Genomic DNA, 22,275 nt, shown 5'->3' on the forward strand with positions numbered 1-22,275 from the left:
CTCCCCGCCGCGGGGGTCCCGGAACTGTCGGTGCGGCGTGCTCCAATCGAGAGGTGGCACACGGGGGAGCAGCGCCGGTCTACCGGCTGGTGCAGGGGGAGCAGCCGCGCGCCGCGCGGCCGCGGCTCGACCCGACGCAGCAGGCGGTCGTCGACCACCCGTCCGGGCCCCTGCTGGTGCTCGCCGGTCCCGGCACCGGGAAGACCACGACCGTGGTCGAGGCGGTGGCCACCCGCATCGAGGCGGGTGCGGACCCGGAGCAGATCCTCGTCCTCACCTTCAGCCGCAAGGCCGCCGCGGAGCTGCGCACCCGGGTCACCGCCCGCGTCGGGCGGACTATCCGCGAGCCGCTGGCGCGCACCTTCCACTCCTACGCCTACGGCGTCCTGCGCCGGGCCGCCGTGCTGCGCGGCGAGGCGCCCCCGCGGCTGCTGACCTCGGCCGAGCAGGACGCCGTGATCGCCGAGCTGCTGCGCGGCGACGCCGAGGAGGAGGGCGCGGTCCGCTGGCCGGCCGACCTGGCCCCCGCCCTGGGCACCGAGGGCTTCCGCACCGAGCTGCGCGAGCTGCTCCTGCGGGCCACCGAGCGCGGCGTGGGCCCGGAGCAGCTGGCTGCGTGGGGGCGGGAGACCGGTCGCGAGCACTGGGTGCCCGCCGCCGCCTTCCAGGAGCAGTACGAGGGCGTCACCGCCTTCTCCACGTTCGGCCGCGGCGACGCGTCCGGCTTCGACCCGGCCGAGCTGGTGCGGCAGGCCATCGCCGAGCTCGACGGCGACCCCGAGCTGCTCCGGCAGGAGCGCGAGCGCGCCCGCTGGCTGTTCGTGGACGAGTACCAGGACACCGACCCGGCCCAGGTCGAGCTCCTCGAGCTGCTGGCCGGCCGGGGCGGCAACCTGGTGGCGGTCGGCGACCCCGACCAGTCGATCTACGCCTTCCGCGGCGCCGAGCCGCGCGGCATCACCGAGTTCCCCGACCGGTTCCGGCACACCGACGGGCGCGCGGCCGGCCGTGTGTCGCTGGGCGTCTCCCGGCGGTCGGGCGCCGAGCTGCTGCGGATCAGCCGGCAGGCCGTCGAGGGCCTGCCCGGCCCCTGGGAGCACCGCCGCCTGACGGCGGGCGGGACGGGTGACCCGGGCGCGGCCGAGGTGCACGTGTTCGGCTCGGCTTCTCTCGAGGCCGCCTACCTCGCCGACCGGCTGCGCCGCGCGCACCTGCTCGACGGCGTGCCGTGGTCGCAGATGGCCGTCATCGTCCGCACCGCGGCGGCGCTCGGCCCGCTGCGCCGGGCGCTGGCGTCCGCGGGGGTGCCGGTCGGCGTCTCCTCCGACGACCTGCCGCTGGCCGGGCAGCCGGCGGTCGCCCCGTTCCTCGGCGCCCTGGCGGCGCTGCTTCCCCGTGCCGGCACCGGTCCGGACGACGGCGGCCCGCCCGGCCTCGACGAGCCGGCCGCCGAGGCGCTGCTGGCCTCGCCCCTGGGTGACGCCACCGTGCTGGACCTGCGCCGGATGCGCCGCGCCGTGCGGGTCGCGCTGGCACGCCAGGGCGTCGACGCCGCGGAGCGGGGGGCTCCGCTCGCGATGGCGCTGGAGGACGACGCGCTGCTGGAGCAACTGCCCGAGCACGTCGCCCGGCCGGCGCTGCGGGTCGCCGCGGTGCTCGGGGCGGGTCGGTTGGCGCTGGCCCAGGACGGCACCGCCGAGGACGTGCTGTGGGCGATGTGGCAGAGCAGCGGCCTGGCCGCGAAGTGGGCGCGGGCCAGCGCGGCGGGTGGCCCGCCCGGCGCTGTCGCCGACCGCGACCTGGACGCCGTCGTCGCGCTGTTCGACGCCGCCGCCGGCTTCGTCGACCGGCTCCCCAGCGCCGACGTCCGCGCCTTCCTCGCGCACCTGTCGGCGCAGGAGCTGCCCGGCGACACCGGCGCGGCGCGCACGTCGGCCGGGGAGACGGTCCGGCTGCTCACGGCGCACGCGTCCAAGGGGCTGGAGTGGGACCTCGTCTGCATCGCCGGGGTCCAGGAGGGCGTGTGGCCCAACCTCAGCGAACGCTCCTCGCTGCTGGGCGCCGAGGTGCTCGTCGAGCGGGCGGCCGGGATCGACGGCGCCGCGGTCGACCGGCGGGCGCTGGCGCTGGCCGAGGAGCGGCGGCTGTTCTACGTCGCCGTCACCCGGGCCCGCCGCCGGCTGCTGGTCTCCGCCGTCCAGGGCGCCCTCGACGGGGCCGACGCCGGTGCGACGGCGTCGCGCTTCCTGGAGCTCGTGGAGCCGGCACCGGAGGAGGGGCGCCCGCTCACCGAGCTGCCGCGCTCGCTCACGCTGCCCGCGCTGGTCGCCGAGCTGCGCCGCGCCGTCACCGACCCCGCCACCCCGGCAGAGCGCCGGTCGGCCGCCGCCTCGGTGCTGCGCCGGCTCGCCGACGAGGGCGTGCCCGGTGCCTCGCCGCGGCACTGGTGGGGGCTGGCCGCGCTGTCCGACGACGCGCCCCTGGTGCCGGAGGACGCCGACGTCCGCGTCCGGCCCTCGCACATCGAGACCTTCCAGCGCTGCCCGCTGCGGTGGGTGCTCGGCGCCGTCGGTGCCGAGGCGTCCCCGGACTCCACCCGCACCGTCGGCACGGCGGTGCACGCCGTCGCCCAGCAGGTCGCCGAGGGGCTGCCCCCCGCGGAGGCCCCCGCCGTGCTGGACGGCGAGCTCGACCAGCTCGACCTGGGCCCCGGCTGGGCCGACCAGCGGCAGCGGCAGGCGGCCCAGGACATGCTGGCCCGCTTCGTGCGCTGGCACGCCGCCAACGACCGCGAGCTGGTCGGCGTCGAGGAGGACTTCGACGTCGTCGTCGGCCGGGCCCGGCTGCGCGGCCAGGTCGACCGGCTGGAGCGGGACGCCGAGGGCCGGCTGGTCGTCGTCGACCTGAAGACCGGGAAGACGCCCGCCAAGAACACCGAGGAGCACGGCCAGCTGGCCGCCTACCAGGTGGCGGTGGCCGCCGGCGGGTTCGGCCGCCACGGCGAGGTGCCCGGAGGGGCGGCGCTGCTGCAGGTGGGCGCCGGCGCCAAGGCCAAGGAGCAGCACCAGCAGCCGCTGCCCGCCGACGTGCCGGTGGCGAGCACCTGGGCCGGCGAGCTGATCACCGACGTGGGGGAGGGCATGGGCGCGGCCAGCTTCGAGGTCCGCACCGGCAGCCACTGCTCGCGCTGCCCGGCCCGCCGCAGCTGCCCCATGCACGAGCGCGGCCGGCAGGTGACCGGATGACGGAGCAGTTGTCGTTCGACGACCTGCTCGCCGGCGCGGCCGAGGAGCCGGCGGCCCCGCGCCGGGTGCTGACGCCCGCCGAGGTCGCGGCGCGCTGCGGGCTCTCCTACGCGCCGTCCCCGGAGCAGGCCCGCGTCGTCGAGGCACCCGCCGACCGCCCGCTGGTGGTCGTGGCCGGCGCCGGCTCGGGCAAGACCGAGACGATGGCCGCCCGCGTCTCCTGGCTGGTCGCCAACCAGGTGGTCGCCCCCGAGGAGATCCTCGGGCTCACCTTCACCCGCAAGGCCGCCAGCGAGCTCAACGAGCGGGTGCACCTGCGCCTGGGCGCGCTGGCCCGCCACCCCGACACCGCGCCGGAGCTGCGCGACCGCCTCGCCGTCGCGCAGCCGACGGTCGCCACCTACCACGGCTACGCGGCCGCCCTGGTCGCCGAGCACGGGCTGCGGATCGGCGTCGAGCCCGGCGCCGGCGTGCTGGGCCCGGCGATGTGCTGGGGTCAGGCGGCCACCGTGGTCACCGCGTGGACCGGCGACATGAGCGACGTCCCGCTCACCCCGCTCACCACCGTCGAGGACGTGCTGGCCCTGGCCGCCGAGCTGGGGGAGCACGACGTCAGCCCCGCGGCGCTGCGCGACTGGACCGCGCGGCTCCAGGCGCAGATCGCCGGGTACGCCGACGCCCCGAAGAAGCGCGGGCCGTACAAGGACGTCACCGACGTGCTCGCGCGCCAGAAGGCGCGGGTGGCGCTGCTGCCGCTGGTCGAGGCGTTCGAGGCGCGCAAGCGCGCGATGGGGTCCATCGACTACGCCGACCAGGTCGCCTACGCGGCCCGCATCGCCGTCGCAGCGCCCGAGGTGGGCCGCCGCGAGCGGGCGCGCTGGAAGGTCGTGCTGCTGGACGAGTACCAGGACACCAGCGTCGGCCAGCTCCGCATGCTGGAGGCGCTCTTCGGCGGCAGCACCGGACACCCGGTGCTGGCCGTCGGCGATCCGCGGCAGTCGATCTACGGGTGGCGGGGAGCCTCGGCCGGCACGATCGAGCGCTTCGACCGCACTTTCCCCGGGACCGGCGGCCGCCGGGCGGAGCGGCTGACCCTGGCCACCAGCTGGCGCAACGACGAGAGCGTCCTCGGCGTCGCCAACGCGGTCTCGGCGATGCTCCCGCCGCCCGCGCACCCGCTGCCCGACCTGGCGCCGGCGCCGACCGCCGGCCGCGGCGCGGTCACCGTCGGGCTGTACGGGACCATCGCCGAGGAGACGGCGGCGCTGGCCGACCGGCTGGCGGCCTGCTGGCGCAACGAGGACCCGCTGGTCGCCCGGTCCGACGGGAAGCACCCGACCGTGGCGGTGCTGGCCCGCACCCGCAAGCAGCTGCCGGGCATCGCCGCCGCCCTGCGCGAGCGCGGCCTGCCGGTCGAGGTCGTCGGCCTCGGCGGGCTGCTCGAGGTGCCCGAGGTGTCCGACGTGGTGGCCACCCTGACCGTGCTGGTCGACCCCACCGCGGGCGACGCCCTCGGCCGCCTGCTCACCGGCGCCCGCTGGCGCATCGGGCCGCGCGACCTGGCCGCCCTCGAGGCGCGGGCCCGGGCGCTCGTGCACGCCCGCCGCCCGGCACGGCCCGACGACGAGGGCGCCGGCCCGGCCCTGGAGGCACCCGTCGAGCGCGGCTCGATCATCGAGGCGCTCGACGACCTCGGCGAGGCGTCCGGCTACTCGCCCGAGGGCCACCGCCGGCTGCGCCGGCTCGGTGCGGAGCTGGCCGCGCTGCGCGGCCGGCTGGGGGAGTCGCTGCCCGACCTCGTCGACGAGGTCGCCCGCACCCTCGGCCTGGAGACCGAGCTGGCCAGCGCGCCCGAGGCCAGCCCGGCCGGCGCCCGGGCGCACCTCGACGCCCTGCACGGCGTCGCCGCCGAGTTCACCGAGCTGGCCGAGCTGCCCTCGCTGCCGGCGTTCCTGGGGTACCTGCGCGACGCCGAGGAGCGCGAGCGCGGCCTGGAACCGGGCGAGGTCGCGGTGAACCCCGAGGCGGTGCAGCTGCTCACCGGGCACTCCGCCAAGGGCCTGGAGTGGGACGTCGTCGCGGTGCCGGGCATGACCGTCGACCAGTTCCCCTCGCGCAGCAACGCCAGCGACTCCTGGATCAAGGACCCGGGCGCCGTCCCGGTCGACCTGCGGCTCACCGACCGCGCGGAGCTGCCCCGCTTGCAGCTCCCGGTCCCGGGTTCCGGGGACCAGGCCGCGGTGCGGGACGCACTCGAGCAGTACGTGCAGGACTGGAAGGACTTCGGCCGCGACGAGGAGATCCGCCTCGGCTACGTCGCGGTCACCCGGGCGCGGCACCTGCTGCTGTGCTCGGGCAGCTGGTGGCGCGACGGCGTCAACCCGTGCGGCCCCTCGGTGCTGCTGCACACCGCGCGCGAGGCGTGCGAGGCCGGCGCCGGGGAGGTCGTGCACTGGGCGGAGGCGCCGGCCGACGGCGCCACCAACCCGGCGCTGGAGGAGTGGCCGATCGGCGTGTGGCCGACCGATCCGCTCTCCGTCCGGCGGCGCCGCGCGCTCACCGCGGCCGCGGAGCTCGTGGAGGCCGCCGCACCGCACCCGCTGGACCCGGCACTGCAGCTCGTCGACGACGACCCGCTCGTCGCGTCGTGGGTGCGGGACGCCGACCTGCTGCTGCGCGAGCGCGCCCGGCACGCCGGCCCGACCGTGGACGTGCCGCTGCCCTCCCACCTGTCGGTGTCGGCGCTGGTCACGTTGCGGCGCGACCCCGGGGAGCTGGCCCGCCGCCTGCGCCGCCCGATGCCCGCCGCACCCGCACCGCAGGCCCGGCGCGGCACCGCCTTCCACACCTGGCTCGAGGAGCGCTTCGGCGCCGCGCGGCTGGTCGACCTCGACGAGCTGCCCGGGTCCGGTGACGAGTTCGCCGCCCCCGACGCCGAGCTGGCGCACCTGCAGGAGGCGTTCCTCGGCAGCGAGTGGGCCGACCGCCAGCCGGTCGAGGTGGAGGTGCCGTTCGAGACCCCGCTGGGTCCGCTCAGCCTGCGCGGCCGCATCGACGCGGTCTTCCTCCGCGAGGACGGCGGCTACGAGGTCATCGACTGGAAGACCGGCCCGCCGCCGAGGGGGGCGGAGCTCGCCGCGGCCGCCGTCCAGCTGGCCGCCTACCGGCTCGGCTGGTCGCGGCTCACCGGCGTCCCGGTCGAGCAGGTCAGCGCCGGCTTCCACCACGTGGCCGCCGGGGACACCGTCCGCCCCGTCGACCTGCTGGACGAGGCGGCGCTGCTGGACCTCGTCACCGGCGCCGGCAGCTGAGCGGAGGAAAGCCGGTTGACCGGCCCGGGACAGTGAGGCCGTGCCCGTGACGATCCGCCCGCTCGCCGACACCGACGTCGAGGCCGTCGTCGCCCTGTCGCTGCGGGCGTGGGCGCCGGTGTTCGCGTCCTTCCGCGAGGTCCTGGGCGAGGGCGTCTACCGGCACCTCTTCCCCGACTGGAGCGCCTCGCAGGCCGAGGCGGTCGAGAAGACCCTCCGCGACGAGGCGATGCACACCTGGGTGGCCGACGACGGGGGCCGCCCGGTCGGTTTCGTCTCCGTCGTCCACCACGGGCCCGACCACGGCGAGCCTGACAGCAGCGAGATCGAGATGATCGCGGTCGACCCCGACGCCCAGCGCCGGGGCACGGCCGCCGCACTGATCGAGCACGCCGTCGACCGCATGCGCGAGCACGGCGCCCGCCTCGCCGTCATCGGCACCGGCGGCGATCCCGGCCACGCCCCGGCCCGCGCCGCCTACGAGAAGGCGGGCTTCCGGCCGCTGCCGATGGTCCGGTACTACAAGCAGCTCTGACGCTCAGCTGGAGGCGACGCGGTCCAGGATCGCCGCCGCCAGCTGCTCGGGCGCCTGCTCCGGGATCCAGTGCGTGACGCCGGGCAGGGCGACGAACCGGTAGTCGCCGGTGACGAACTGCTCGCAGGCGTCGGCCGCGGTGCGGCCGATCGCCACGTCGGCGTCGCTCCACACGTAGGTGGTCGGCACCGTGACCGTGTCCACCCGGTTGTCCGAGCTCATCGCCCGGTACCAGTTCAGCGCGGCGGTCAGCGCACCCGGCGCGGAGAGCACCGCCACGTACTCGTCGACCTGCTCGGGGGAGATGCCGCTGTTCTCGACGTCGTACATCCGGCGCAGCCGGCGCGCGTCGTCGGCCAGCAGCACCTCCTCCGCCTTGCCCTCCTGCCAGAACAGCCGGATGTAGCCCGAGCGCTCCTTCTGCTCCGGGTCCACCCGGAAGGCCGCGGTGTAGGCCGCGGGGTGCGGCACCGACACCGCGGTGAGCGAGCGGACGCGATCGGCGTGCCAGGCGGCCAGCGTCCACGCGACGTTGGCGCCCCAGTCGTGCCCGACGACGTCGGCGACCGGGATCTCCAGCGCCGTCATCAGGTCGGCGGTGACCTGCGCCAGGTTCTGCGCCGCGTAGGCGTCCGCCTCGCCCGGTCGCGCCCCGGGGGAGTAGCCCAGCTGGTCGGGTGCGTAGGTGCGCAGCCCGGCCTGGGCGAGCAGCGGCGTGACGGCCGCCCAGCACGCGGAGGTCTGCGGGAAGCCGTGCAGCAGCAGCACCGGCCGGCCGTCCTCGGGCCCGTCGACGCGCACGTCGAAGGTCAGGTCGCCGACATCGGTGCGCAGCAGTTCTCCGGGCATGCCCGGGACGCTAGCCGGGAGCGGCCCGCGCCGCGCCCGGCACTACCGTCGGGGCCGTGACGAGCCCGGAACGCGCCTTCGTGTCCGCCCACGCCGACGAGCTGCTCGCCGACCTGGCGGCGTGGGTGCGCATCCCGTCCATCTCGGCCGACCCCGCGCACGCTCCCGACGTCGCCATGAGCGCCGAGTGGCTGGCCGACGCGCTGCGCCGCACCGGCTTCCCGACGGTGGAGATCTGGCCGACCGCCGGTGCGCCGGCGGTGTTCGCGGAGTGGCCCAGCGCCGACCCGGACGCACCCGTCGCGCTCGTCTACGGGCACCACGACGTGCAGCCGGTCGACCCGCCGGAGCTGTGGGTGCACCCGCCGTTCGAGCCGACGCTGGTCGACGGGCCGGACGGCCCGGAGCTGCACGGCCGCGGCGCCAGCGACGACAAGGGCGTGCTGATCGTCCACCTGCTCGGGCTGCGCGCCCACCTCGCGGCCACCGGTCGGGACACCCCCGCCGTCACCGTCAAGGTGCTGGTCGAGGGGGAGGAGGAGTCGGGATCCCCGCACTTCGCCGCGCTCCTGCACGAGCGGCGCGACCGGCTCGACTGCGACGTCGTGGTCGTCAGCGACACGGGCATGGCCGCACCCGACGTCCCGAGCGCGGTCACCGCCATGCGCGGCCTGGCCGACGCCGAGATCACCCTGCGCGGCCCGGCTGTCGACCTGCACTCCGGCTCTTTCGGCGGCGCGGTGCCCAACCCGCTGCACGCGCTGGCCGAGCTGCTCGCGAAGCTGCACGACGACCAGGGCCGGGTCACCCTCCCCGGGTTCTACGACGCGGTGCGCCCGCTGTCGGAGCGCGAGCGCGGGCTCATGGCCCGGGTGCCGTTCGACGAGCAGGCCTGGCTGGCCGGACCGGCCGCGTCGCGCGCCACCTACGGCGAGTCCGGCTACTCAACGCTGGAGCGCACCGGCGCACGGCCCACCGCCGAGGTCAACGGCATGTGGGGCGGCTACACCGGCCCCGGCCACAAGACGATCATCCCGGCCGAGGCGCACGCCAAGGTCACCTTCCGGCTGGTCTCCGACCAGGTCCCTGCCGACGTCGGACCGCAGCTGCGCGCCTGGGTCGAGGCCAACGTCCCGGACGGCATCACGGCCGAGGTGCACACCCCGCCCGGCGGCGTCGCCCCCTGCGCCAGCAACCTGGACTCCCCGGCGATGGACGCCCTGCTGCGCGCCATCGGGCAGGCCTTCGACACCGACCCCGCCGACGTGCTGTTCACCCGCGAGGGCGGCAGCGGACCCGAGGCGGAGCTCTCCGGGGCGCTCGGCGCGCCCCTGCTGTTCCTCGGCGCGGGGCTGCCCACCGACCGGATCCACTCGCCGAACGAGCGCGTGCTCGTCCCCATGCTGCACCGGTGCGCCGAGGCCGCGGCCCACCTGTGGCGGGAGCTGGCCGCGCAGCAGCGCTAGCGCGTGCCGACGACGACGAGCGCGCCCCGGTCCTCGTCGACGACCACCCGCGGGCGCAGCCCGGCCGTCGCCAGCGACGCGACGGCGGGCGGGACCTGGTCCTCGCCGGCCTCGAACAGCAGCGACCCGGCCGGCGCCAGCCAGTCCCCGGCGCCGGCGACCACCCGCCGGGCGACGTCGAGCCCGTCGTCCCCGCCGTCCAGGGCGACGCGCGGTTCGTGCTCGCGCGCCTCGGGGGGCATCAGCGCCACCGCTGCGCTGGGCACGTAGGGCACGTTCGCCACCAGCACGTCGACCCGTCCCCGGAGCCGCCCGGGCAGGGCGGCGAGCAGGTCGCCCTCGTGCACCGGGACCCCGGGCAGGTTGCCCCGGGCGCAGCGCACCGCCGCCGCGTCCACGTCCGCGGCGTGCAGCTCGATGCCGGGGGACCGCGCCAGCAGCGCCGCACCCACCGCGCCCGAGCCGCAGCACAGGTCGACGACGGTGGCGCCCGGCCGGAGCAGCGCCGCCGCCTCGGCCACCAGCAGCTCGGTCCGCCGCCGCGGCACGAACACCCCCGGCCCGACCGCGATCCGCAGGCCGTCGAAGGCGACCCAGCCCAGCAGGTGCTCCAGCGGTTCGCCGGCCGCCCGCCGGGCGACCAGCTCCTCGAGCCGCGCGGAGGTCCCCGCCTCCGCGGTGAGCAGGGCGGCCTCGTCCTCGGCGAAGACGCAGCCGGCGGCGCGCAGCCGGTCGACCACGGCGGCCGGAGCCGGCACGACCTGCACGCGACCTCCTTCGGCGATGTGCCGGGGACGCTACGCGCGCGGCCTAGGGTTGGGCCGTGACCTCGTCCGGGCAGCCCGCGCCGCCGCCGGGTTGGTACGCCGACCCCGACGGCACCCCCGGGATGGTGCGCTGGTGGAGCGGCTCGGCGTGGTCCGACGTCGCGACGCCGGCCGGCCCGGGGGTCAGCGTCCAGAGCTCGCCGGTCCTGGCACCGCAGCGCCCGGCCGCACCGCCACCCCAGCCGTGGAGGCCGGTCGCCACCGGGCCGGCTCGCAGCCGCCGGGCGCCGTGGATCGTCGCCGCCGTCCTCGGCGTCGTCGTCGCCGTGGTGCTGGCACTCGTCGTCACCCGGGGAGGCGACGAGCCGGCGCTGCTGGCCGACCCCCCGCCGGCGACCGGCCAGGCGCCGTCGGGACCGAGCTTCGCGCCCGGCACCGTGCGCATCGTCGACGAGGCGGCCGGGATCGCCTACCCCTACCTCGGCACCGGCTGGCTGCAGTACGACATGGCCTTCATGGCGGAGACGACGACGGTCGCCGGCCAGTACTTCACCACCCAGGAGGACACCCCGTCCGGGCAGTTTATCGCCCAGGTCACCTCGGGCCCGGTGGCCGAGGGGTTCGGCTGGTCCGGCCCGGGCAGCGAGGCGACGACGGTGGCCGCCCTCGCCGACAGCGTGCGGGCCAACTACTACCCCGGCCCGAACGAGCGGCGGGTGATGCGCGACGAGGCGCTCACCGTCGACGGGCACGCTGCCCACCTGATCGAGTTCCAGCTCAGCTGGGACGTGGAGGGCTACGACGCCTCGGGGGAGCGCGCCGCCCTGCTGCTCGTCGACGTCGGCCGCCCCGTGCCCGCGCTGCTCTACATCTCCATCCCCAACACCCACGCCGAGCTCTACGGCGTCATCGACCGGCTCGTCGAGGCCGTCGACGTGCTGTGAGACCCGCGCCACCGTGAGGGAGGACGGCCTCGGCGCCCACCGCGCAGCGCCCGGGCGAGGTCCGCGATTACTGTCGTCCGCGTGACTGCAGCCGCGACGGAACTGACCCTGCGGCACCCGGTCGAACGGTTCACGCTGGCCAACGGTCTGCGCGTCGTGCTGGCTCCCGACCGCAGCGTGCCCGTGGTGGCCGTGAGCGTGTTCTACGACGTCGGGATGCGCAACGAGCCCGAGGGTCGCACCGGGTTCGCCCACCTCTTCGAGCACATGATGTTCCAGGGCTCGGCGCACGTGCCGAAGATGGAGCACGCCCGCCTGGTGCAGGCCGCCGGAGGGACGTTCAACGGCTCGACCCACCAGGACTACACGAACTACTTCGAGGCGCTCCCGGCCGAGGCCCTCGAGCGCGCGCTGTTCCTGGAGGCCGACCGGATGGCCGCACCGGCCATCACCGAGGAGAACCTCCGCAACCAGATCGACGTGGTGAAGGAGGAGATCCGGGTCAACGTGCTCAACCGGCCCTACGGCGCCTTCCCCTGGCTGCAGCTGCCGCCGGTCGCGTTCGAGAGCTTCGCCAACACCCACGACGGCTACGGCTCGTTCGTCGACCTGGAGTCCTCGACGGTCGACGACGCCGCCGACTTCTTCCACCGCTACTACGCCCCGGGCAACGCCGTCCTGTGCATCGGCGGTGACCTCGACGTCGCCGAGACCGAACGCCTCGTGCAGCGGTACTTCGGCCCCGTCGCCGCCCGCGAGGTGCCCCCGACCCCCGCCACCGGCGAGCCGTCGCCGACGTCGGTCCGCGCGGCGGTCGTCGAGGACCGGCTGGTCACCGCGCCGGCCGTGGCCCTCGGCTGGCGGGTGCCCGACCCGGTCGCCGACTTCGACTCCTACCTGGGCAGCGTGCTGCTGGCCGAGGTGCTCAGCGAGGGCGACGCCTCGCGGCTGGAGCGCCGGCTGATCCACGACGACCGCACCGCCATCGCCCAGAGCAGCTACGTCGGCCTGTTCGGCGATCCCTTCGACGTCCGGGACGCCACCCTGCTCACCACCCAGGTGCACCACCCCACCGGCGTGCCGGTCGAGCGGGTCACCGCCGCCGTGCACGAGGAGATCGCGCGCATCGCGACCGACGGCGTCGCGGCCGACGAGCTGCGCCGCGTGCAGGCGCGCACGGAGGCCCAGCTGCTCCGGCAGGCCGACTCGGTGCTCGGCCGCACGCTCGCGTTCGCCTCCGCGGAGCTGGTGCACGGCCGGGCCGAGCTCGCCGGCGAGCTCGCCGCCCGGCTGGCCGCCGTCACCCCCGAGCAGGTGCAGGTCGCCGCCCGGGGGCTCGATCCCGGCACCGTCGCCCAGCTGGAGCTGCGCCCGGCGGGAGGCCGGGCGTGACGGCGGCGCTCGACCTCTCGCTGATCCCGCCGCTCGGCGAGCCGCGGCCGCAGCCGGTCCCGGTCGCGTCGGAGACGACGCTGGCCAACGGGCTGCGCGTGGTCGTCGTCCCGCGGCCCGGCGTCCCGCTCATCGAGCTGCGGCTGCGCGTGCCGTTCGCCGCCGCGAGCGCGCGGTCGGCCGGCGTGCACACCGCCCGCTCCTCGGTGCTCTCCGGTGCGGTCCTGCTCGGCACCGCCTCGCACGACCAGACCGGCATCGCCCAGCTGCTGCAGGGGCACGGCGCCGAGATGTCGGTGTCGGTGGACAGCGACCGGCTGCTGTTCGGCACCACGCTGCTGCCCGGCGGCCTGCGCCCGGTGCTGGACGTGCTCGCCGAGCTGCTGACCAGCCCGACGTACCCGGCCGACGGCGTCGAGGGGGAGCGGGACCGGCTGGCCGAGCGGATCACCATCGCCCGGTCGCAGCCCGCCGTGCTCGCCCGGGCGGCGCTCAACGCGCGCCGCTACGCCGGCCACCCCTACGCCATCTCGCTGCCCGACCCGGCGCAGGTCGCGGGCGTCACCGGCTCCGCGCTGCGGCGGCTGCACCGCGAGCGGGTGCTGCCCGAGGGCAGCACGCTGGTCCTCGTGGGCGACCTCGACCCGGCTGCCGCGGCGGACGCCGTCGCCGACGCCCTGGCCGGCTGGGCCGGCGCGAAGGCGGCGGGGGAGTCCGCGCCCTCGCCGGTCCTGCACGACCCGGTCCTCGAGCTCGTCGACCGGCCCGGTGCCGTGCAGTCCAACATCCGGCTCGGTGGACCGGCTCCCGGGCGCACCGATCCCGACCTGGCCGCGGTCAGGCTGGCCGCGATGGTCTTCGGTGGCTATTTCTCCTCGCGGCTGGTCGAGAACATCCGCGAGCGGCGCGGCTACAGCTACAGCCCGCGCGGCGGGGTGGAGCACCAGGTCGCGTCGTCGTCCCTGCTGGTGGAGGCCGACGTCGCCACCGAGGTGACCGGCGCGGCGCTCATGGAGACCGTCTACGAGCTCGGGCGCATGGCGCTGACCCCGGTCACCGAGGCCGAGCTGGACGCCGCCCGCCGCTACGTGCTGGGCAGCATGGCCCTGTCGACGGCGACGCACGCGGGGCTGGCGAGCACGCTGTCCGCCCTGGTCGGCGCCGGGCTGCCGGTCGGCTGGCTGGCCGAGCACCAGCGCGCGCTCGAGGCGGTGACGGTCGAGCAGGTGCTCGACGTCTCCCGCCGGTACCTCGCCCCCTCGGCCTTCACCGCCGTCGTCGTCGGGGACGCGGGCACCGCCGAGCAGCAGCTGGCCGCGCTCGGCCCGCTCACCGTGCGACGGGACGCCGGGGCGTGACCGTCCCGCCGGGCGGCAGCACGCCGGCCGACAACCCGCCGCCGTCGCGTTCGGCGTGGCCCGACGGCGCGACCCCGTCGAAGGGGCCGGTGCCGGTGCTGTCCCGCGTGGCCCACGACCGGGCGCACCTCGCCCGGGCGCTGCCCGACCCGGCCGGCGGCCGCCCGGTGCGCGTGCTCACCGTCGACTCCCAGCGCGCCGTGCCGGTCCGCGAGACCTCCGGCGGGCCGCAGCTGCTCTGGGACGAGCAGCCCGCGCTGCCGGCGGGGGCGGTGTTCCTCGGCGAGGCCGACGGCGTGCCCTACGCCGCGGTCCGCGGGGAGCGGGCGCTCACCGTCAACGGGCAGCCGGTCGACTCGTGGTCCGGCCTGCGCGACCTCGGCACGGTGCTGGGCGACCTGGATGCCGGGTTGCTGGTCCAGGCCATCGGCATCATCGAGTGGCACGAGCGCAACCGGTTCAGCCCGCTGACCGGGGCGCCGACCACCATCGAGCGCGCCGGCTGGGTCCAGCGCGACCCCACCACCGGCACCGACATCTTCCCGCGCACCGACCCCGCGGTGATCATGCTGGTCCACGACGGCGCCGGGTCGGTCGTCCTGGGCCGGCAGGCGATCTGGCCGCCGGGCCGGTTCTCCGTGCTCGCGGGGTTCGTGGAGCCGGGGGAGTCCGCCGAGGCCGCGGTCGCCCGGGAGGTCGCCGAGGAGGTCGGCCTGGTCGTCACCGACGTCCGCTACGTCGGCAGCCAGCCCTGGCCGTTCCCCCAGTCGCTCATGCTGGGCTTCGTCGCCCGCGCCGAGCGGGCCGGCGAGCTCGTGCTCGATCCCGACGAGATCGAGGAGGCGCGCTGGTTCTCGCGCGAGCAGCTGCTCGAGGGGGACGGGTTGTCCGCCCTGCCGCCCGCGGTGTCCATCGCCCGCAACATCATCGACCGCTGGCTCTCCGGGGAGTTCGACGACTAGGTCGTCGTCAGCGGAAGCGGCCCGCCAGCACGAGGGCGGGCCGGTCGGGGTGGTCGGCCAGCACCACGGCGTCGGCGAGCGCGGCCGGGTCGACCTCGTCGTCGTACCGGTCGAAGGCCGGCAGCACCCAGGCCTGGTCGGCCGGCGTGCGACGACGGCGCGCGGCCGGGGCCACCCGCAGGTGGACGACGACGTCGAAGGGCAGCCCGATGCCCTGGAGCAGGGTGCCGGGCACGAGCAGCACGCCACCCGGGGGCGCCGGTTCGGGACGGGCGCGGACCGCCCGGTCGCGCTCGAGGTCCCACAGCACCGGCAGGTAGCGGCCCGATCCGCCGGCCCCGACGGGGTTCAGCACCTCGCGGGTGAGCGCGCCGGCGTCCAGCCAGTCGGTGTAGCGGGCGTCGGGGTCGGTCCGGCCGTGCTCCAGGCGGAGCGAGGCGGGCCGGTAGAAGCCCTCGGCGGGCACGACGACGGCGCCGCGGCCGCGCGCCGGGAGCCGTTCGGCGACCGTCGCCGCCAGGTCCTGCGGCGCGGCCAGCTCCGGCCCGTCGACGGCGACGCGCAGCACCGCGGCGCCCGGTTCCGGCGGTTCCCCGGCGAGGAGCTCGGCGAGCCGGTCGGCCAGCGCGGCGGGGGTGAGCGGGACGGGCGAGGTCAGGACCGGCCGTCCGCGGCAGCCACCGGCCGGGCGGCGTCGGGGACGTCCGGGGCGAGACCGTCGAGCACCCCGCGGGCCAGCTCGGCGACGGGCCGGCCCTGCGACCGGGCCTCGCGGCGGAGGGCCTCGAAGGCCGCGCGCGCGCTCAGCGCCTGCCGCTCGGCCAGGACGCCGATGGCCCGCTCCGTGGCGACGCGGGCGGCGAGGGCGTGCTCGAGCTGGGCCACGGTGCGCTCCAGCGCGGCGATCCGCAGGGCGCTCTCGTCGAGCACGGGCACCTCTGCGGCAGGCGAGGCGGGGCCCCGGGCGGAACGGCGGGCGGAGCGGTCGGGCTCCGGCAGCCGGCCGTGCTCCTCGGTGATCAGGTCGGCCAGCGACATGCCCTCGACGACGTCGCCCACCGCCTGGCTGCCGGTGGCCGAGCGCACGACCCAGCCGGCGGGGGTGCGGATCAGCGCGACCGGTGCTGGCTCGCACTCGATCGGCGGGCCGGCCGGGTCGCCCGACCCCGCGAGCGGGCGTGGCAGCCCGTCCGAGGGGCGGGGACCGGGGATCACGACGGGGTCACGCCTCCGCGGCCGCGGCGAGCTGCGCCTTGACCTGGTCGATGCTGGGGTTGGTGAGCGCGCTGCCGTCCGCGAAGATCAGCGTCGGCACGGTGCGGTTGCCACCGTTGGCGTTCATGACCAGGTCGGCGGCCGCGGCGTCGGCCTCGATGTCGACCTCCGCGTAGCTGATGCCCTCGATCTGCATGAGCTTCTTGAGGCGCACGCAGTAACCGCACCACGTCGTGGTGTACATCGTCACGGCGGTGCCGGGGGTCGTGGTCATCGAGGTCGATTCTCCCTGGTAGTTCCGAGCCGGTCCAGCCCCCGAGGGCGTACCGCAGACGTCGGGTCAACGCGGGCCTCCTGGGGATGCTTCCCCATGACGTCGGTGCCGGCTGGGAGGATCGCCCCGTGACACGAGCAGGGATCCCTCCGTCGGGCGTGACGACCCGTGCGGAGGACGTGCTCGCCGGGCTCGACGAGGAGCAGCGCGCCGCCGCCCAGGCGGTGCGGGGGCCGGTCTGCATCCTGGCCGGTGCGGGCACGGGCAAGACCCGCACGATCACCCACCGGATCGCGTACGGGGTGCACACCGGCGTGTACGTGCCGGAGCAGGTGCTCGCGGTGACCTTCACCGCCCGCGCGGCCGGCGAGCTGCGCACCCGGCTCGGCGCTCTCGACGTCGGCGGGGTGCAGGCGCGCACCTTCCACGCCGCGGCGATGCGGCAGCTGCGCTACTTCGCGCCCCGGGTCCTGGGCGGCCCGATGCCGGCGCTGATCGAGAACAAGCTGCGGGTGGTCGCCACCGCCGCCGCGCGCAACCGGCTCACCACCGACCGGACCAGCCTGCGCGACCTCGCCAGCGAGATCGAGTGGGCCAAGACCACGCTGGCGACGCCGGAGGACTACCCGGCCCGCGCGAAGACCGCCGGGCGCGAGCCCCCGTTCGAGGCGGCCGCGGTCGCCGCCGTCTACGCCAGCTACGAGCAGGCCAAGGAGCGCGACGGGGCGCTGGACTTCGAGGACCTGCTGCTGGTCACCGCCTACGCGCTCGAGGGCCACCCCGACGTCGCCCGTGCCGTCCGCGACCAGTACCGGCACTTCGTCGTCGACGAGTACCAGGACGTCAACCCGCTGCAGCAGCGGCTGCTCGACGCGTGGCTGGGCGGGCGGGCCGAGGTCTGCGTCGTCGGCGACCCGAACCAGACCATCTACTCCTTCACCGGGGCCGACCCGGACTACCTGCTCGGCTTCGCCGACCGGTATCCCGACGCGGAGGTGGTGAAGCTCGAGCGCGACTACCGGTCCACCCCGCAGGTGGTCGGGCTGGCCAACCGGCTGATCGGCATGGCGCCGCGGCGCAAGGGCCTGCCCGGCCTGCGGCTGCTGGGCCAGCGGGCCGACGCCGTCGAGCCGCGGTTCGTCGAGCACGCCGACGAGCCCGCCGAGGCCAAGGCCGTGGCCGAGCGCTGCAGGGCGCTGGTCGAGGAGGGCACCCCGGCCAGCGAGATCGCCGTGCTGTTCCGGATCAACGCGCAGTCGCAGGTGTACGAGTCGGCGCTGGCCGACGCCGGCGTCCCGTACGTGCTGCGCGGCGGCGAGCGCTTCTTCGAGCGTCCCGAGGTCCGGGAGGCGGTGCTGCTCCTGCGCGGGGCGGCGGCCGGCGGCAGCGAGCCGGGCATGCTGGTGCCCACCGTGCGCGACGTGCTGGCCTCGACCGGCTGGGCCGAGCACCGCCCGCCGGCCGGTGGGGCGGCGCGCGACCGCTGGCAGTCGCTGTCCGCGCTGGTCGACCTCGCCGTCGACCTGGTGGCCGAGAACCCGTCGCTGGACCTCCCGGGCTTCGTCACCCACCTGGCCCAGCGCGCCGACGCGCAGCACGCACCCACGGTGCAGGGCGTGACGCTGGCGTCCATGCACGCCGCGAAGGGCCTGGAGTGGGACGCCGTCTTCGTGGTCGGCCTGGTCGACGGCGTGCTGCCCATCGCGCAGTCGTTCTCCCGGCCCGAGGCGGTCGAGGAGGAGCGCCGGCTGCTCTACGTCGCCATCACCCGCGCCCGGGAGCAGCTCACGCTGTCCTGGTCGCTGGCGCGCAACCCCGGGGCCAAGCGGGCGCGGCCGCGCAGCCGGTTCCTCACCGGGCTGGCGCCGGACTCCGGCCCCACCGCGCCACCGGCCCGCAAGGCGGGCAAGCGGCCCAAGGTGGTCCTGGAGGGCGAGGCCGGTGAGCTGTTCGAGCGGCTCCGCGCGTGGCGCAGCCAGGCCGCGCAGGCGGCCTCGGTGCCGGCCTACGTCGTCTTCACCGACGCCACCCTCCAGGCGATCGCCGAGACCCGGCCGGCCAGCCTGCGGGAGCTCTCCGCGCTGCCCGGCATCGGGTCGCGCAAGCTGGAGCTCTACGGCGAGGACGTCCTCGCCGCCGTCACCACCTGAAAGACGCTTTCGCAGGAACCGTCGTTAATTCGATTGACCGTCTCCGAGACGCGCCCCTAGTGTCCTGACGCACACGAGCTGCACCCAGCCCGAGCGCCGCCGACCGGCCGCGCTCGCTACCCGGGAGGAGGGGTGAACGTGATCAGCACGATGTGGACCGACGCCCCCGCCGGGTTCTCCGGCCCGGGCAGCCTCGGCATGTCCTCGTACGCATGCCCCTCCGTCGTCGCCGGCGGCCCGGTGGTCCGGATGGCGCCCGTCGCAGCTCCGATCCAGGGGACCGGTCTGCCCGTCGCCGCCCGCCTGCGCCCGATCGATGAGATCGGCACGGCCCTCGGGTCCGTCCTCGGGCAGGACGTCATCGGCACCGCCCCGATGAGCACCACCACCCACAACTTCACGACCACCCTCGGGCTCCAGCCCCCGGGGAGACCGCAGAGCTAACCGCTCACCGGTCCTCCTCCAGGCCGCGGAACCCGAACCCCGGGATCCGCGGCCTCTTCGTTTCTCCGCGGCACCCGGCCCCGACTTCGGTCGGCGGGCCCCCGCCGACCGCGCAGACGACGAGTACGAGGAGGAGCGGCAGTGCAGCAGACGATCGACCGCCCGACGTCCCACCGCCGGCCCGGGCTCCCCTGGACCGGCACCGAGACTCCCCGGCGGCCGCACCCGCCTGTGTCACCCGCACCGGTACGGCGCCCCCTGCCGTGCCGCGAGGAGGACCCGGAGCTCTGGTTCGCCGAGAGTCCCGCCCAGCTCGAGCTGGCGAAGACCTTCTGCGCCGAGTGCCCGGTCCGGGACGCCTGCCTGGCCGGCGCGCTGGACCGCGCCGAGCCCTGGGGCGTCTGGGGCGGCGAGATCTTCGACCGCGGTGTGGTCATCGCGCGCAAGCGGCCCCGTGGCCGCCCCCGCAAGGTGACCGCCGCATGAGCACCCAGCAGCACGCCCCCGCCGCAGCGGCGGGGGTGCCACGAACAGCGTCGAGAACCGAGGAACCGATCATGCTCATGTACGAGCACGCACTGGCGCAGAGCCGGATGAGCGAACTGCGGCAGGAGGCGCTCGCTGCCTCCCGCGCGCAGCGGCTGTACCGGGCGCGCAAGGCGGCCCGCCGCGCCGAGCGGGCGGTGCGCCGCGCCGCGCGCCTCAGCGCATCCGTCTACTGAACGGTGAGGGCCGGGTCCGCGAGGACCCGGCCCTCACCCGGTGAACCCGGGGAGCCACTCCTCCAGCACGCCGCGGAACCCGCCCTCGGCGTCGAGCTGGCACAGCACCCCGATCGAGCCGATCGTCACCCGGTGGATCAGCAGGTAGGCCGGGGGGAGGTTGAGCTGGCGGCCCAGCCGGCTGGCCTCCAGGCGCGGGTCGGCGATCCGGGCCGCCTGCTCCTGCATCCACGCGCGGGTGAAGTGGAAGCGCTCCTCGGCGACCGGGTCGAGCATCGGCCGCAGGAAGTCGTGCACGCCCTGCGCGTCGATCTGGGCGTTCGGCAGCACGAAACCCTCCGCGCGCAGGTCGGCCAGCACTTCCTCGGCCTTGCCCTCGAGCGCCCAGCGCAGCAGCCGGCCGATCGGCTCGGGATGGCCGTCGGGCAGCCGCGCCGTCGCGCCGAAGTCGATGACGCCCAGCCGCCCGTCGGCGAGCAGCCGGAAGTTGCCCGGGTGCGGATCGGCGTGCAGTAGGCCCGCGCGCTGCGGCGCCGAGAAGTGCAGCAGCGCCATCAGCAGCCCCGCGCGGTCGCGCTCCTCGCGGGATCCGCCGGCGATGATCCGCGACAGCGGGGTGCCCTCCAGCCACTCGGAGACGATCACCTTGGGCGCGCTGGCCACCACCCGCGGGACGGCGATCTGCGCGTCGCCGGCGTAGGCGGCGGCGAACCCGCGCTGCGCGTCGGCCTCCAGGCTGTAGTCCAGCTCCTCGACCACCCGGGCCTTGAGCTCGGCGATGAGCGGCTTGACGTCCATGCCCGGGAAGAGCACGGCGAACAGGCGGGCGAAACGGCTCAGCTGGTTGAGGTCGGACATCAGCGCCGTGGCCGCGCCCGGGTACTGGATCTTCACCGCGACGTCCCGGCCGTCCCGCCAGGTCGCCCGGTGCACCTGGCCGATGCTCGCCGCGGCGGCGGGCTGGTCGTCGAACTCGGCGAACCGCTGCCGCCACGTGCCGCCGAGCTGCTGGGCGAGCACCGCGTGCACGGTGCGCACCGGCATCGGCGGCGCCTCCTCCTGGAGCTTGACCAGCGCCTCGCGGTAGGGGGCGGCCATCTCCTCGGGCACCGCGGCCTCGAAGACCGACAGCGTCTGGCCGAGCTTCATGGCCCCGCCCTTGAGCTGCCCGAGCACGGCGAACAGCTGCTCGGCGGTGCGCTGCTGGAGCTCGGCGGAGACCGCCTCGGCGGACTGGCCCGAGAGCCGCTTGCCCAGCCCCAGGGTGGCCCGACCGGCCGCTCCCAGCGGGAGCGATGCCAGCCGCGCGGTCCGGGAGACCGACCCCCGCGGCATCACCGGTCGATCCTCGGTCACGCGTCCTCCTCGCTGGCGCTCGTCAGCCGCGTTCCCGGCAGTGCTCCGCGCATCGGTGAGCTCGCACGCTCGCTCACAGGTCCTCCTCGTCGGCGCCGAACCCCCGCCTCCGCGGCCGCGCGGAGCCGTCCCGGGCGAACCCGCGAGCGCGCTCACCGTCCATTGTCCCCTGCGGAGCGGTCGCCCCGCTGGACGCAGCCGCACTCGGCGTGCGGGGTCCAGCGGCGCACACGGGGCACCAGGTCGGGCGGTACCAGCTCCAGGGTCGCATCCAGGGCGGCGGGCGCCGCGCTGCCGTCCAGGTAGCCGAGCACCTGCACGGCGGCGGTGACCGCGGTGAGCAGGCAGGTCACGGTGGCGCCGCTGGGCGGTGGGTCGGCGGCCGTGAGCTGCGCGGCCAGCTGCGGCCACCTCGGGTCCGTGTCGCGCCGGTGCAGGTCGGCGCAGCGCAGGCAGCTGGTGACCCCCGGCACGACGAGCGGTCCCACCACGCCCGTCGCCCCGCGCACCGTGGCGACCAGGTGCGGCACGCCCGCGCGCGACCAGCCGGCGGCGGTCGGGTCGGAGGCGGCCCACGGCCGGGCCAGCACGACCAGGTCGGGCGAGGTGCCCGACGGTGGGCGCAGGTCGGTCAGCGGATTGGCGCGGCGCACGGCGTCCGCGGCGGCGAGCGCCCGGGGCCGTCCCTCGTCCGCGGCGGTCGCCCCGCCCACCACGGCGTCGCCCGCCTGCGTCGGGCCGGCATCGCGGACGCTGACCCGGCCCACGCCGCTGGCCGCCAGCACCGCCGCCAGCGGGGTGCCGACCCGGGTGGCGCCCTCGACGACGACCGCCGCGGCGCGGCGCGCACGCCACGCGTCGACCGGCGGGAGCTCGGCTGCCAGCCGGGCGGCGGCGGCCGGACCCGCATCGGTGGCCAGCAGGTCGGCGGCGTCGAGGTCCAGCAGCAACCGGGCCGCGCGCAGTTCGTCGAGGACGCTGGTCACCGTGGCGGCGTCCAGCCCCTGGCCGGCGGCGTCGGCCACGACCGCGCGCTGGGCGCGGCGCCCGTCGAGGCCGCGCAGCAGCGCCGCGAGCCCCTCCGGGCGGGGGCTGACCAGCAGGCCGTCGGCGCTGTCCACGCCGCCGACCTGCAGGTCGGCCGCGCTGTGCAGCAGGGGGGTGGCCGCGGGCAGCAGGGGATGGGCGGTGTCGCTCACCGGGGGAGCGTGCCAGCGCTCCTGCCGTGCCGGCGGGCTCCGTCCACAGGGCCGCGGGGACGACGACGGCGGCGCCCCGGGGGGAC

At 76.6% G+C, this 22,275-nt stretch carries 19 protein-coding genes; 12 read left to right on the forward strand and 7 right to left on the reverse strand.

Translation table 11 applies throughout. From position 1 onward, the window contains the following. Window positions 1-53 precede the first annotated feature (53 nt). The 3 genes from ACI79H_RS17905 to ACI79H_RS17915 are packed head-to-tail and all read left to right on the forward strand — an operon-like array spanning window position 54 to window position 7,091. Window positions 54-3,245, forward strand: coding sequence for an ATP-dependent helicase (locus tag ACI79H_RS17905; protein WP_456555773.1), 3,192 nt, complete (start codon window positions 54-56; stop codon window positions 3,243-3,245). Continuing rightward, window positions 3,242-6,556 (forward strand): UvrD-helicase domain-containing protein, encoded by a 3,315-nt coding sequence (locus tag ACI79H_RS17910; protein WP_456555774.1) that lies wholly within the window; start codon window positions 3,242-3,244, stop codon window positions 6,554-6,556. Before ACI79H_RS17905 ends, ACI79H_RS17910 begins: the two co-directional genes overlap by 4 nt. A gap of 40 nt (window positions 6,557-6,596) precedes the next feature. Beyond that, a complete protein-coding gene (locus ACI79H_RS17915; protein ID WP_456555775.1) occupies window positions 6,597-7,091 on the forward strand; it encodes a GNAT family N-acetyltransferase in 495 nt (164 codons plus the stop codon). A 3-nt stretch (window positions 7,092-7,094) separates the two neighbouring features. Here ACI79H_RS17915 and ACI79H_RS17920 read toward each other — a convergent pair whose 3' ends face one another. Further along, window positions 7,095-7,940: an alpha/beta fold hydrolase gene (locus tag ACI79H_RS17920; protein ID WP_456555776.1), complete on the reverse strand. Its 846-nt coding sequence runs from the start codon at window positions 7,938-7,940 to the stop codon at window positions 7,095-7,097. A gap of 56 nt (window positions 7,941-7,996) precedes the next feature. Between ACI79H_RS17920 and ACI79H_RS17925 the strand changes: the two genes are divergently transcribed. Then, window positions 7,997-9,406, forward strand: a complete 1,410-nt coding sequence (locus ACI79H_RS17925) for a M20/M25/M40 family metallo-hydrolase (RefSeq protein ID WP_456555777.1) — start codon at window positions 7,997-7,999, stop codon at window positions 9,404-9,406. On the opposite strand, the gene ACI79H_RS17930 is transcribed toward ACI79H_RS17925, so the two are convergent. Further along, complete coding sequence (locus ACI79H_RS17930; RefSeq protein WP_456555778.1) at window positions 9,403-10,173, reverse strand: putative protein N(5)-glutamine methyltransferase; 771 nt, start codon at window positions 10,171-10,173, stop codon at window positions 9,403-9,405. The genes ACI79H_RS17925 and ACI79H_RS17930 overlap by 4 nt on opposite strands. Before the next feature lie 56 nt (window positions 10,174-10,229). Between ACI79H_RS17930 and ACI79H_RS17935 the strand changes: the two genes are divergently transcribed. The 4 genes from ACI79H_RS17935 (at window position 10,230) to nudC (ending at window position 14,829) form a co-directional block, all read left to right on the forward strand. Further along, window positions 10,230-11,117, forward strand: a complete 888-nt coding sequence (locus ACI79H_RS17935; protein WP_456555779.1) for a DUF2510 domain-containing protein — start codon at window positions 10,230-10,232, stop codon at window positions 11,115-11,117. A gap of 81 nt (window positions 11,118-11,198) precedes the next feature. Beyond that, entirely contained in the window at window positions 11,199-12,509 is a 1,311-nt protein-coding gene (locus ACI79H_RS17940) for a M16 family metallopeptidase (RefSeq protein WP_456555780.1), read from the forward strand. Beyond that, window positions 12,506-13,867, forward strand: coding sequence for a M16 family metallopeptidase (locus ACI79H_RS17945; RefSeq protein WP_456555781.1), 1,362 nt, complete (start codon window positions 12,506-12,508; stop codon window positions 13,865-13,867). Before ACI79H_RS17940 ends, ACI79H_RS17945 begins: the two co-directional genes overlap by 4 nt. Further along, the gene (gene nudC, locus ACI79H_RS17950) at window positions 13,864-14,829 is read left to right on the forward strand and encodes an NAD(+) diphosphatase (protein WP_456555782.1); all 966 of its coding nucleotides are present in this window, start codon (window positions 13,864-13,866) and stop codon (window positions 14,827-14,829) included. Before ACI79H_RS17945 ends, nudC begins: the two co-directional genes overlap by 4 nt. Window positions 14,830-14,836: 7 nt before the next feature. Here the strand turns inward: nudC and ACI79H_RS17955 are convergent, their stop codons facing one another. The 3 genes from ACI79H_RS17955 to ACI79H_RS17965 all read right to left on the reverse strand — a co-directional run bounded on the left by ACI79H_RS17955 (window position 14,837) and on the right by ACI79H_RS17965 (window position 16,318). After that, entirely contained in the window at window positions 14,837-15,397 is a 561-nt protein-coding gene (locus ACI79H_RS17955) for a uridine kinase (RefSeq protein ID WP_456555783.1), read from the reverse strand. Window positions 15,398-15,483: 86 nt separating this feature from the next. Beyond that, a complete protein-coding gene (locus ACI79H_RS17960; protein WP_456555784.1) occupies window positions 15,484-16,044 on the reverse strand; it encodes an ANTAR domain-containing protein in 561 nt (186 codons plus the stop codon). A gap of 7 nt (window positions 16,045-16,051) precedes the next feature. Beyond that, complete coding sequence (locus ACI79H_RS17965) at window positions 16,052-16,318, reverse strand: mycoredoxin (protein ID WP_456555785.1); 267 nt, start codon at window positions 16,316-16,318, stop codon at window positions 16,052-16,054. 158 nt (window positions 16,319-16,476) lie between these two features. Here ACI79H_RS17965 and ACI79H_RS17970 point away from each other — a divergent pair, with 158 nt between their 5' ends. The 4 genes from ACI79H_RS17970 (at window position 16,477) to ACI79H_RS17985 (ending at window position 19,634) form a co-directional block, all read left to right on the forward strand. Beyond that, complete coding sequence (locus ACI79H_RS17970; RefSeq protein WP_456555786.1) at window positions 16,477-18,468, forward strand: ATP-dependent helicase; 1,992 nt, start codon at window positions 16,477-16,479, stop codon at window positions 18,466-18,468. 138 nt (window positions 18,469-18,606) lie between these two features. After that, on the forward strand, window positions 18,607-18,912 hold the full coding sequence (locus ACI79H_RS17975) for a hypothetical protein (RefSeq protein WP_456555787.1): 306 nt from the start codon (window positions 18,607-18,609) through the stop codon (window positions 18,910-18,912). Between the two features lie 141 nt (window positions 18,913-19,053). Next, window positions 19,054-19,398, forward strand: coding sequence for a WhiB family transcriptional regulator (locus tag ACI79H_RS17980; protein ID WP_456555788.1), 345 nt, complete (start codon window positions 19,054-19,056; stop codon window positions 19,396-19,398). 71 nt (window positions 19,399-19,469) lie between these two features. Next, a complete protein-coding gene (locus ACI79H_RS17985; protein ID WP_456555789.1) occupies window positions 19,470-19,634 on the forward strand; it encodes a hypothetical protein in 165 nt (54 codons plus the stop codon). 33 nt (window positions 19,635-19,667) lie between these two features. On the opposite strand, the gene ACI79H_RS17990 is transcribed toward ACI79H_RS17985, so the two are convergent. Then, window positions 19,668-20,990 carry an ABC1 kinase family protein gene (locus ACI79H_RS17990; RefSeq protein WP_456555790.1) on the reverse strand — a complete coding sequence of 441 codons (1,323 nt, stop codon included), beginning with the start codon at window positions 20,988-20,990 and terminating at the stop codon, window positions 19,668-19,670. A gap of 152 nt (window positions 20,991-21,142) precedes the next feature. Further along, a complete protein-coding gene (locus ACI79H_RS17995) occupies window positions 21,143-22,189 on the reverse strand; it encodes a ThiF family adenylyltransferase (protein ID WP_456555791.1) in 1,047 nt (348 codons plus the stop codon). Window positions 22,190-22,275 lie beyond the last annotated feature (86 nt).

The sequence above is a fragment of the Blastococcus sp. SYSU D01042 genome, from assembly GCF_054050515.1.

What these genes read in the sequence shown, in the direction of transcription:
- ACI79H_RS17910 (WP_456555774.1), top strand. Translation starts at nt 3,242, where the DNA reads ATGACGGAGCAGTTGTCGTTCGACGACCTGCTCGCCGGCGCGGCCGAG.
- ACI79H_RS17920 (WP_456555776.1), bottom strand. Translation starts at nt 7,940, where the DNA reads ATGCCCGGAGAACTGCTGCGCACCGATGTCGGCGACCTGACCTTCGAC.
- ACI79H_RS17965 (WP_456555785.1), bottom strand. Translation starts at nt 16,318, where the DNA reads ATGACCACGACCCCCGGCACCGCCGTGACGATGTACACCACGACGTGG.
- ACI79H_RS17985 (WP_456555789.1), top strand. Translation starts at nt 19,470, where the DNA reads ATGCTCATGTACGAGCACGCACTGGCGCAGAGCCGGATGAGCGAACTG.